1 protein-coding gene is annotated in these 13,457 nt (G+C 47.8%); it reads left to right on the top strand.

Annotated elements, in window-relative coordinates; genetic code table 11:
• Positions 1 to 50: 50 nt before the first annotated feature.
• Positions 51 to 13,451, top strand: coding sequence for an SDR family NAD(P)-dependent oxidoreductase (locus KAI36_RS16765; protein ID WP_220025471.1), 13,401 nt, complete (start codon positions 51 to 53; stop codon positions 13,449 to 13,451).
• The last annotated feature ends 6 nt before the right edge of the window (positions 13,452 to 13,457 follow it).

The raw sequence follows: 13,457 nt of genomic DNA, 5'->3' as shown, positions 1-13,457 counted from the left end.
ACAGCCAACACGATATTTGTCCTATTTCATACAGCTAGGAGGACATGTTTATGGATTCAAAAGATATTTTTCGTGCGGTGCAAGCAGGGGAAATAAATTATGAAGATGCTGAAAAACAATTGCTTCAATTTATTGGCGAGCTCCCGGATAAATCATTGAAAGCCAGTCCACAGGAATTATCAGAAGGACGGGCTTTCACGTTGCAACCATTGGACAGCTTTCACACGCCGGAGGATGGGCAGGAGATAAGCGCCCCCCAAATAAAGGTACAGTCTGTGGTTGAATTGCAGGAATTTGAGCACGGGATTGTCCTGTTGAAAATGAAGGACACGGCGCACAAAAATACATTTTCCGATGAACTGATTATTGGCCTGAATCAAGCATTCGAAACGGTCCAGGCTAACGAGAATTATAAAGTTGTGATTCTGACGGGATATGACACCTACTTTGCCACAGGAGGCACCCAAGAGGGATTGCTGGCTATCCATGAGGGAAAGGCGAAATATAGCGATACCAATGTTTACAAGATTGCTTTGGATTGCAAGCTGCCCGTCATCGCTGCTATGCAGGGACATGGGATTGGTGCTGGCTGGTGCATGGGGATGTTTTGCGATTTTATCGTGATGAGTCGGGAAAGCATCTATACTACTAACTTTATGAAGTACGGCTTTACTCCCGGAGCGGGTTCGACCCTGATTTTCCCTGAGAAATTCGGGGTTAGTATGGCACAGGAAATTTTATTTACAGGTACTAGATATAGTGGTTCGGAACTGGAAACCAAAGGGGTTCCTTTTCCGGTTGTACCGAGGAATGAAGTGGTGCCGTACTCCATGCAACTGGCAAGAAAACTGTCTGAGTCTCCCAGGGAGTCATTAATTGAGTTGAAAAACCATATGGCCCAATCGATAAGAGAAAAGCTGGCGGCTACTATTGAAAAAGAAATAAAAATGCAGGATAAAACGTTTGTGAATCAGCAAGAGGTTAAAGAACGGATTCAATTCGCCTATGGACAGCTGCCGAATAGCAATGATTCCCACAAACCGGTCAAGCATGCTGATTCTAAAAAAGCTATGCCATCTATGCCGCACGGTCAGGAACATAAGGAGTCTATCGCAATTATTGGTATGGCAGGGCAATTCCCCGAATCCAGGACTTTGGCTGAATTTTGGGACAATCTGGCTCAGGGCAGGGATTGTATATCGGAAATCCCTTCAACGCGATGGTCAATCGATGAATATTACGATACCGATCCCAAGGCTCAGGGAAAAACCTATAGCAAATGGATGGGTGTTTTAGAGGATGTAGATAAATTTGATCCGTTGTTCTTTAATATATCCCCTGCAGAAGCAGAGATGATGGACCCTCAACAGCGCCTGTTTCTTGAAAGCAGCTGGAAATGCATTGAAGATGCCGGATTAAATCCAGCTTCACTGTCGGAGAGCCGTTGCGGTGTTTTTGTAGGTTGTGCAGCCAGTGATTATGGGAGGTCCATGAGTGGGCAGGGGTTAAATGCGCAGGTTCTTATGGGAGGGTCGCCTTCAATTCTATCCGCTCGGATTTCGTATCTGCTAAATTTGAAAGGTCCTTCTTTGGCTATTGATACAGCATGCTCTTCCTCTCTGGTGGCTATTGCTGAAGCCTGCAACAGTCTCCTTTTAGAAACAAGTGACCTTGCTTTGGCAGGCGGAGTCATGATTATGGCTGGTCCGGGGATGCATGTTATGACTAGCAAGGCAGGAATGCTGTCCAAGGATGGACGGTGCTTTACCTTTGATGCCCGTGCAAACGGGTTTGTACCCGGAGAAGGAGTGGGGGTCATTTTATTAAAACGGCTCTCTGATGCAGTCAGAGACAAGGACTCCATATATGGAGTTATTCGGGGATGGGGAATGAACCAGGATGGAAAAACCAACGGAATAACTGCCCCGAGTGTAAATTCACAAATCTCGCTAGAAAAAGACGTATATCGACGGTTTAACATTCATCCCGAAACCATCTCCATGGTCGAGGCCCACGGGACAGGAACAAAGCTGGGTGATCCTATCGAGGTGGAGGGACTTACGGAATCATTCCGATCCTATACAAGCAAGAAGGGCTATTGCGCATTGGGGTCACTGAAAAGCAATATGGGTCATATGATGACTGCGGCCGGGGTGGCCAGTGTGATGAAAGTGCTGCTGGCCATGAAGCACCGCCAATTGCCGCCTACCATTCATTTCGAATCCTTAAATGAGCATATTTCTCTGGAAGATAGCCCGTTCTACATTAACACCAGTCTGCAAAGCTGGGAGCCCGAACCGGGAGTACCCCGGCGTGCGGGCGTAAGTTCCTTCGGATTTAGCGGCACTAACGCTCATATGGTTATTGAAGAATATGTTCCTGTAGTCTCTGCGGTGAATCTACCCCCAGTGGGGAAAGACAACCCGGGACTATTTGTGCTGTCTGCTAAAAGTGAACATTCCTTGAAAACCTATGCAGCAGATATGATGAATTTTGTTAAGTTGCACGAAAGCGTTAATCTGACGGACCTGATCTATACCTTGCAAGTGGGAAGAGAGGCTATGGACTGGCGTCTCGCGTTTTTGACGGATTCAAGAGAAAATCTGATAGATGAACTTGAACATTTTATTAACGGAAACTCGTCGGAAAAAGTGCTGATCGGCCGTGTGAACTATGTAGGTGGCGGAATCGAACTCTTGGATTCGGACGAAGACACCGGAACCCTGGTTCGGGCCTGGACTCAGAAGAAAAGACTTGATAAGGTACCCAAATTGTGGGCCAATGGTGCAAGCATTGAATGGGACGCACTGTATGGAGATATCAAGCCCAGACGAATCAGTCTGCCGACCTATCCTTTCGAAAGGGCACGCTATTGGTTATCCGAAACAGACACTGGACAAGGCAGTGTAAATCTGGCTGTGACTGCCCAAATTCATCCTTTATTGCATCAGAATATTTCCGATCTCTCCGGACAACGTTATAGCTCTACTTTTACAGGCCGGGAATTTTTCCTGTCAGACCACAGAATCAAGGGTCAACAAACATTACCCGGGGTGGCTTACCTCGAAATGGTGCGAGCAGCTGTAGAAGAGGCAGTGGGAGCCGTAGTAGAAGGCGAGACCCATATTCAGCTGAAAAATATCGTATGGGCTCGGCCTGTGGTTGTAGCAGACGGACCGGTCAGGGTACTCATCAGTCTATATCCCCAGGACAATGGAGAGATTGCGTTTGAAATATGCAGCGGGATGGAAGGAGCCGACGCTGAAGGTATTATACACAGTCAGGGAATGGCTGTGTTGGAGAGGGCTGGCGAGCTACAGTATCTGGACCTGAATGTCTTACGAGCAAACTGTACCCTCACACCACTCTCTTCAAGCCAATGCTATGAAGCTTTCAAAGCCATGGGGATAGACTATGGACCAACACACCGTGGCATTGAGGCAATCTTTCGAGGAAAGGATTACGTGTTGGCCAAGCTGTCCCTACCATCCGCTGTAGTCCATACTCAAAGTGAATTTGTAATGCATCCAGCTTTGATGGATTCAACTTTGCAGGCCACAATCGGCTTGGTAATGAGTTCGGAAGAAAATTTGCCTGTAGGCAAGCCTGCGTTACCCTTTGCTTTGGAGGAACTGAAGATATCCGAAAAATGCACTCCAGTGATGTGGGCCCGGATCTTTCACGATGGGAGTGAAGAGACGTCGAATGGATTAAGCAAGGTGGATATTGATCTGTGCGATGAGACCGGAAAGATTTGCGTGCAGCTCAAAGGACTTTTATCCAGAGCTTTGGAAGGAGATGTGGGGCAAGCCAGCATCACTGAGGATATGGGTACACTGATGCTTGAGCCTGTCTGGCAGGAGACGCCTGTCACCACAGGGGTGAACGCTAACGACGATATCCGGCATGTTGTGATCCTGTGTGAGTTTGATGGTATCGCCGGGGAGGATATTGAAGCCCACATGGATGGTACTCGCTGCCTTGTTTTACAGTCCTCCAGCATGGATATGGACAGTCGGTTTGAAGATTATACCATTCAGATATTTGAAGAATTGCAAAGCATCCTGCTAGACATACCCAAACAGAAAGTTTTGATACAGCTGGCAACCCACGCTCGGAAGGACCAACAGGTTTATTCCGGGCTCTTTGCAATGTTGAAAACCGCTCAAAAAGAAAATCCGAATATCATGGGTCAGTTGCTTGAGCTTGATGTGGAAGATGATGTCGAAGGAATCATTGAGAAACTACAAGGGAACCGGAGTGGCCGGCATAACGAACGGATACGGTACCAAGGGGACAAACGACAGGCTTTAATGTGGCAAGAAATTGGAGCCTTACGTGAAGATGCAGACCTGCCGTGGAGAGATGGTGGGATCTATCTCATTACAGGTGGCTTAGGCGGCCTGGGACTTATTTTTGCCAGAGACATTGTGCGCAATGTGAAAAACTCCACCGTCGTATTGGTGGGTCGGTCATCACTTTCTGCGGACCAAAAGGCTCTGTTAAGCGAACTGAGAGCGCTGGGCGGTCATATAGAGTATCAACAGACGGATGTGGGCCACAACGAATCGGTTACCGGGTTAATTCATGGCATCGTCGAGCAATTTGGCGGCCTTAACGGTATTTTGCACACAGCCGGAGTGATTCGGGACAACTTCATCATCAAGAAGACTAAAGAAGAGGTTAGAGAAGTGCTGACTCCGAAGGTTTCAGGGTTGATGAATCTGGACCAGGCCAGCAGAGACCTGCCTCTGGACTTCTTTATCTTATTTTCTTCAGGCGCAGGAAGCCTTGGCAATGTAGGACAGGTTGACTACTCCGCTGCTAATGGATTCATGGATGCGTATGCCTCCTATCGAAATGCTTTGGTGACAGCAAAGCAGCGCCAGGGGCAAACGCTGTCGATAAACTGGCCTCTGTGGAAGGATGGAGGCATGCATGTCGACCTGGAAACGGAAAAGGCGATGCAAGGTCTGGGCATGATTGCCATGCAAACGGAGAATGGAATCAAAGCTTTGTATCAAAGCCTGTCTTCCGGCAGAAGTCAGGTTATGGTGATCGAAGGGTATCCCCAAAGGATTAAAGCGGCAATTTTAGGCCAGCTCTCGGAAACGGATGTCTCAGGCCGATCTGTAATAGAAAGCGGGGGAGCACCGCTTATCGGAGAAGAATGGCTAAGGGAAAAAGCGGAGGGTTATTTGAAAACGGTACTTTCAACCGTGATCAAGCTGCCCGCTGAAAGTATAGATGTAAATGCACCAATGGACAGGTATGGGATTGACTCCATACTGGTTATGCAGCTTACCAATGAATTGGAAAAGACTTTCGGCTCACTACCGAAAACATTATTTTTTGAATACCAGAATCTCCGGTCATTGACGAGTTATTTTCTTGAATCGTATCGCGGTCGGCTGATTGATGCTGTAGAAGCGACAGAGAAGAATACGGCTCCTGATGCAGGCCCGAAAGTACCTATAAAAGCAACCATAGAGCCTTTAGCCTCGATATCGGCTAATCGTAGGCGTCCATGGCTTCTCCCGACAGGGATACAGCCACATCAGGAGAAGAAGGCATTAGACATTGCAATTATCGGCGTGTCAGGAAGATATCCGGGAGCATTGGGTATCCGAGAGTTCTGGGAAAACCTAAGGGATGGAAAGGATTGCATTACAGAGATTCCCAAGGAACGCTGGGATCACAGTCTGTACTTTAATGAAAACAGAGGCAAGCCCGGAAAAACCTACAGCAAGTGGGGAGGGTTCATCGATGGAGTGGACTGGTTTGACCCGTTGTTTTTCAATATTTCGCCAAGGGAAGCGGAAACGATGGACCCGCAGGAGCGCTTATTCCTGGAATGCGTTTATGAAACGATAGAGGATGCGGGTTATACGAGAGAAACCCTTTGTGCAGAGCGGGAGCTTGGCGGCATAGAAGGCAATGTCGGGGTTTACGTCGGAGTGATGTACCATGAGTATCAACTCTATGGAGCCCAGGAACAAGCCAAGGGAAGGATGATTGGACTTCTCGGGAATGCCTCGGCGGTTGCCAACCGGGTATCGTATTTTTGTAATTTTCAAGGGCCAAGTATCGCTGTAGATACCATGTGCTCCTCGTCACTGACATCAATTCATATGGCCTGTCATGGACTACAGCATGGAGAATGCGAACTGGCAGTAGCAGGAGGGGTCAACGTCTCCATCCATCCTAACAAATACCTATTGTTGGGACAGGGAAGTTTTGCATCAAGCAATGGGAGATGTGAAAGCTTCGGACAAGGAGACGGATATGTACCGGGAGAAGGAGTCGGGGCATTGCTGCTCAAACCATTAGCGAAAGCCATAGCAGACGGAGACCGGATATATGGAGTTATCAAAGGAACTGCAGTGAACCACGGGGGGAAAACCAATGGCTATACCGTACCTAACCCCAACGCACAGGCCCGTGTGATTGGTCAGGCAATGAAGGAGGCAGGAATCAACCCCAGAACCATCAGCTATATAGAAGCCCATGGAACAGGAACTCCACTGGGAGATCCGATTGAAATAGCAGGCTTACAAAAGGCCTTCCGTAAATATACCGGGGATAAGCAGTTCTGTTCAATCGGGTCGGCGAAGTCTAATATTGGGCATTGTGAGAGCGCCGCTGGTATCGCCGCGGTGACAAAGGTGCTTTTGCAGTTGAAATATAAACAAATCGTGCCTTCGCTACATGCAAGTACTTTAAATCCCAATATCGACTTCAGCGATAGTCCCTTTAAAGTTCAGCAGGGATTAGAAGAGTGGAAAAGACCTGTAGTTGCCATCAACGGTGAAACCAGAGAATACCCAAGGGCAGCAGGAGTATCGGCTTTTGGTGCTGGGGGCTCTAACGCTCATGTGGTCATCGAAGAATATATTCCAGAAGAAGCTAGTCAGCAGCAAGCTGCGCCTGCATCCCTGAATCCTGTCATAGTCGTGTTGTCGGCCAAAAATAAGGAAAGGCTGGACGAGCAGGTGCAAAGATTGCTGTCTGCAATCAGAGAGCTGAATGACCCGCATACAAGTCTCTCAGATATCGCCTACACGCTGCAAATCGGGCGAGAAGCGATGGACGAACGTCTGGCGATCATTGCAAAATCCATCCAAGAGCTTGACTGGAAATTGGAAGGCTTCCTACAAAAAAAAGAAGGCGTAGAAGAGCTGTATAGAGGACAGGTAAAGCGTAATAGAGGAGGGCTTGTCACTCAGGAAGTCGATGAAGATATGGCTAAAATGATTGATGCATGGGTGGACAAAGGGAAGTATGGAAAGCTCGCTGAACTTTGGGTTACGGGACTGATTTTGGATTGGAACAAGCTTTATGAGGATGTGAAGCCTCGCAGGATGAGTCTGCCAACCTATCCTTTTGCCAGAGAAAGCTATTGGATACCCGTACATGAGGAAAAGAGCGCCGCAATAACAGAAGCCGCTTCGTTCCAATCTTCCTTTTTGACACCTTTACTGCATCAGAACACTTCAGACTTTTTGGAGCAACGGTTCAGTTCAACGTTTACAGGCGAGGAATTTTTCCTCAAGGATCATGTTGTGAAAGGTCAAAAGGTTCTGCCTGGCGTAGCCTATCTTGAGATGGTACGGGCGGCTGTAGAACGTTCCACAGGAGATATGGACAACAGCACAACAGGAATCCGTTTGAAAAATGTAAACTGGATTCGGCCTATTGTGGTGGACAACCAGCCAGTTTCTGTACACACCAGGCTCTCCCTGCAAGACACCGGAAAAATCAGCTTTGAAGTGTACAGCGGGCAAGTAGGAAGCGAAAGAGGGCATACCGTGCATAGCCAAGGTGATGCGGTGCAGGTTTACGTAGAGCAAAAACCGACACTAAACCTTAGGGCGTTACAGGAAGATTTTGGTCAACATAGGTTTAACGGATCGCAATGTTATGAAATCTTCGAGGAAATGGGAATGGATTATGGCCCGGCATACAGATGTGTGGAGAAGGTATATACACATCCGGGCAGGGTGCTAGCCAAGCTGGCAATGCCTTCCTTCATTTCTAATATGGCGGACAGCTTAGTCCTTCACCCTAGCTTGCTGGATTCGGCCTTGCATGCATCCATCGGGCTAATCATGGGCCAAGAGAACGGAGGGCTACCGGGCAGCACTGTACCAGCTACGCCTCATATGCCGTTTGCCCTCCAAGAGATTGAGATTTATGGGGCATGCACCCCGACCATGTGGTCGTTGATTCAATACAGCGAGGGCAGCAAGAAAGAAGACAAGGTACAGAAGCTTAATATTGACTTGTGTGATGAGGAAGGAACTATTTGCGTCAGAATAACAGGATTATCCACCCGGGCGCTGGACGGAGAAGTCGGCATTGAGGATGCACAAGGCGCAGCGGCAGGAGAAAGTGCCGCCGATCCGCTTGTAGGATCCGTATTGCTCATCCCGAAATGGGACCCGGCTGCTGTAAAAAAAGATGTCGTTTCCCCGTCACCGACAGACCGATTGGTCATTGCAGGTGGTACTGACAAAGACAGACAGGCCATCCGGGAGTATTATCCTAGGGCGCATTTCTTGGAGCTTCAAGCGCACGATTCCATTGAAACAGTTGCCTCAAAGGTAGAAGAATATGGAGCCGTTGACCATATTCTGTGGATTGCACCCTGTGCTTCCGTCGAATCGGTGACTGCCGAATCCTTGATCAAGGAACAGGAGCAGGGAGTCCTTCTCTTCTTTAGAATGGTCAAAGCGATGCTTCTATTGGGATATGGGACGAAAAAGCTAGGCTGGACAACGATAACCAATCAAGCTCAGCCGATGGATCAGAACGATACAGTCAACCCGACTCACGCAAGTCTTCATGGGCTGGTAGGCACCATGGCCAAAGAATATCCGAACTGGAAAATCCGTATCCTTGACCTGCAATCCGATGCTGACTGGCCGCTATCCGATATGTTTACGCTGCCTTCGGACCGGCAAGGACGGATGTGGGTTTTCAGGAATGGGCAGTGGTACCGGCAGCACTTGATCCCATTCAAACAGACTTCAGGTTTAAAAGGACAGACGCTATACAAAACCGGAGGCGTCTATGTGGTCATTGGAGGCGCTGGCACTATCGGAGAGGCTTGGAGCAAGTATATGGCCTGTACTTACCAGGCCCAGATGGTGTGGCTAGGCAGAAGGCAAAAGGATGCCTCTATCCAGGCCAAACTGGACGGATTTGAAGGCCTGGGACCTGTTCCATGCTATATCACGGCGGATGTAGCAGACGAAAGGGAGCTGCAGCGGGCATATGAGGAAATAAAACAGCGGTACTCCAACATAAACGGAGTGGTCCACTCAGCCATTTCATTTTTGGAGAAGGGCTTGGAAGATTTGACGGAGGAAGAGCTCCGGTCAGGGCTTTCAGCAAAGGTTGATGTAAGTGTACGCATGGCTCAGGTCTTCCAAAATGAGCCGTTGGATTTCGTATTGTTCTTCTCTTCCATTATTACCTATGTAAAGAATCCGGGACAAAGTAGCTATGCTGCCGGAAGTACCTTTAAAGACGCGTTTGCGCATCGTCTTTCGCAGGAATGGCGTTGTCCGGTGAAGGTCATGAACTGGGGATACTGGGGGAGCGGCGAAAACAATGCCTCTCAAAATGGAGGGCAGGAGGTAGAAAATTACTCCAGACTGGCGCAAATAGGTGTTGGGCTCATTGACCCGCAGGAGGGGATGGAGGCGCTTGAGACGCTTCTTGCCTCACCGGTGGACCAAATGGGGCTTATGAAAACAACAAGACATTTGGAGATGGAAGGGACTAATCCGACGGAAGAGATTGATCTCTACCCGCCTAATTCGGATCCGAATCTCAGGGATATACAGGAAAATATTGCTACAGCAATACAATCAAGAAGCCATTTTATCGAAAACTATGCCGCAGACGATATGGGCGACCTCCAGGAAAGGGAGATGGAACATCTCCTACGCAGGTTGTTGCAGGAGCAGCTCTTGTCCATAGGGTTATCAGGGACAGATCGTCAGTCTGTCGACGAGTTCAAAAATAAACTCGGACTACCTGAGCTATATGGCAAATGGCTGAAAGAGAGCATGGCGATTTTGGCACAGATGGATAACGACCTATCAGGTAGAAACCCCAGCTTGACGGATCGAGATGATGTCTGGCAGGAATGGGAAGAGCGTAAGCGTACTTGGCTGCAATATCCGCAGATGAGAGCAAGGGTTAATTTGGTTGAGACAACGCTACGGGCTTTACCGGAAGTGCTTACCGGAAAATCGCCTGCGACTGAAGTCATCTTTCCCAATTCCTCAATGGAACTAGTGGAAGGGATTTATAAGAACAATCTGGTGGTGGACTACTTTAATGAAGTACTTGCCGATACTACTGCCGCTTATATTCAGGAGAGGATTATGGCCGACTCCACTGCGAAAATCAGAATTCTGGAAATCGGCGCAGGCACCGGAGGGACCAGTGCTACGCTTTTCCTGAAATTACGCCCATACCGCAAACACATTGAGGAATACTGCTATACCGATATTTCCAAAGCCTTTTTGATGCACGCGGAAAAAGAGTATGGGCCGCATAATCCGTATCTCAGCTATCAGATTTTTAATGTTGAAGAACCTATTGCCGGGCAAGGTATTGAGACGGGTAAATATGATATTGTCATTGCCGCTAATGTACTTCATACCGCAAAAGACATCCGCCAGGCGTTACGTAATGCTAAAGCGGTTTTGAAAAGCAACGGCTTGCTCCTGCTCAATGAAATCACAGGTAGTAGCGTATTTACCCACCTTACCTTCGGATTGCTAGATGGCTGGTGGGCGTATGAGGATCCGGAATGGCGTATTCCTGGATGCCCAGGGCTTCACCCTCAAATATGGAAAACCGTATTGGACAAAGAAGGCTTCCATGCAGCGTTCTTCCCGGCGCAAGAAGCGCATGATTGGGGCCAGCAGATTGTTGCAGCCCAAAGCGATGGCATGGTTCGGCAAAAGCGACAGCACAAACGAAGATCAATATCGGTGGAGAAAAGAACCGTAGAAACGGTATCAGTGAAACAACGAACTCAATCCAAAATAGAGGTAGCACAAGCAGAGGTAGAACATGTGCTGCGTGAAAAAAGTACGGCGTACTTTAAACATTTGCTTGGTGAGACGCTAAAAATGGAACCGGGAAGTATCGACTCAACGGTTGCCCTGGAAGAGTATGGAATCGACTCGATATTGGTTGTGCAAATCACAAATGTTTTGCGTGAAGTCATCGAGGATTTTGCCAGCACGCTGTTTTTTGAGTACAACACCATAGATGATCTAGTAGCATACCTTCTTCAAACGCAAAAGGACTCGTTGAAGAAGCTGGTAGGGATGAAGGAACAGGAGTTAACCGAAGAGACTTCCAGAGTTGAAGAGGTCCCTGCTTCGCAATTACTCGCTACTGTCCCAATGAAGTTTGACCGGGGAGGTCGTTTCCTTAAGCCTTCTGACAGCACAATGGAAAAGCCAACGATACGATCCTCCAATATCAGGGATGTTGCGATTGTTGGGATGGCAGGACGCTATCCGGGAGCTCGTAATATAGAGGAATATTGGAACAATCTAAGAGAAGGTAAAAATTGCATAACTGAAATTCCGAAAGACCGTTGGGATTGGAAGACCTACTTTGACCAAGAAAAAGGGAAAAGGGGCACAATCTATACGAAATCGGGCGGTTTTATCGAAGGCATTGATTTATTTGATCCGCTATTTTTCAAGATTTCTCCCGCAGAAGCCGAAACAATGGATCCGCAGGAAAGACTTTTCCTGGAAGCAGCATATGCAAGCATAGAGGATGCTGGGTATACCCCTGCTAATCTTTGTGAGAGTAGAAGAGTCGGTGTATTTGCAGGCGTTATGAACGGAAATTACGGTTTGGGACCTCAATATAATTCCATCTCGAACCGAGTTTCCTATCATTTGGATTTCCAAGGTCCGAGTATGTCCTTAGATACCGCTTGCTCTTCCTCATTGACGGCGATCCATTTGGCTTTGGAAAGTCTGTATAGCGGTACAAGCGAGTGTGCCATTGCCGGGGGAGTCAACTTGATTGTAGACCCTATCCACTATATCAAGCTGTCGGCTATGACGATGCTTTCTAAAACGGGTGAATGTAAGTCATTCGGAGATCAGGCAGATGGATTCGTCGACGGAGAGGGTGTCGGCGCGATCGTGTTGAAGCCGTTGGAGAAGGCCATTGCAGATGGCGACCATATTTATGGAGTAATCAAAGGGAGCATGCTTAATGCTTCAGGTAAAACCAGCGGTTATACAGTACCTAGCCCTCAAGCTCAATCCTGGTTGATTGAAGAAGCGCTCCAGCGTGCGGATGTCGATGCAAGGACAGTTAGTTATATTGAAGCCCACGGAACCGGAACAGCTCTGGGAGATCCTATTGAAATTGCAGGACTGACAAGGGCATTCGAAAAATTTACAAAGGATAAGCAGTTCTGCGCCATAGGGGCGGTCAAATCCAATATAGGACATTGTGAGAGTGCAGCAGGCATTGCAGGAGTGACTAAAATATTGTTGCAGCTTAAGTACAGCCAGCTAGTACCATCCTTACATTCAAGGAAGTTGAACCCTGAAATTAATTTCAACAACACTCCATTTATCGTTCAGCAAAGCCTGGAGGAATGGAAGAGACCGGTAATTACAACCGATGGAATCACAAAAGAATATCCAAGACGGGCTGGAATATCGTCTTTTGGTGCAGGCGGGGCAAACGCCCATATCGTGATTGAAGAGTATATTCCCGAGTATCAGGAACAGTCTGGAACAGAATCCGCTTCTCAGGGACCTGTCATGATCGTGTTGTCAGCCAAGAGCGAGGAGCAGCTTAAGGAAAAGGGACGGCAGCTGCTGAATGCTCTTCAGGGTCAGCTATCCTTCGCAAGCCTATCGGATATTGCCTACACGCTTCAGGTGGGGCGCGAAGCGATGGAGGAGCGTTTAGCCGTACTTGTGGAATCTACCACAGAGCTTGAGGGAAAATTAAAGAGTTTTGTGGATGGACGTCATAACATGCTCAACCTATATAGGGGACAGGCTAAACGCAACAGAGAATCGTTGTCTATTTTTTCGGGGGACGAAGACTTGCAACAAATGATCGATCTTTGGATTTCCAAAAAGAAATATACCAAGCTTTTGGAGCTGTGGGCCAAAGGGATAAATTTGGATTGGAAAAAACTTTACACAGGGAAGATGCCTCATCGTATCAGCCTGCCTACCTACCCTTTTGCTAAAGAGCATTACTGGACTTCTGAAAGCAAGGATCAAGTAAAAGCCTATGCATTATTTTCGCAAGGTGAGAGCGATGTAGACTTTGATGATATATTGTGCGGCAGACTCTTGGATGAAATGATGAACGATACCCTGTCTGTTGATGAGGCTGCCAGTGAAATCCTCAATATATGTATACGTAAATGAGAAGTT

Origin of the sequence: Paenibacillus sp. S02 (assembly GCF_019454065.1) — a bacterium.
GTDB classification, from domain to species: Bacteria; Bacillota; Bacilli; order Paenibacillales; family Paenibacillaceae; genus Paenibacillus; species Paenibacillus polymyxa_B.
The sequence above is the reverse complement of the archived record's forward strand: the minus strand, read 5'-3'. Positions and strand labels throughout refer to the sequence as shown.

What these genes read in the sequence shown, in the direction of transcription:
- KAI36_RS16765 (WP_220025471.1), top strand. Translation starts at nt 51, where the DNA reads ATGGATTCAAAAGATATTTTTCGTGCGGTGCAAGCAGGGGAAATAAAT.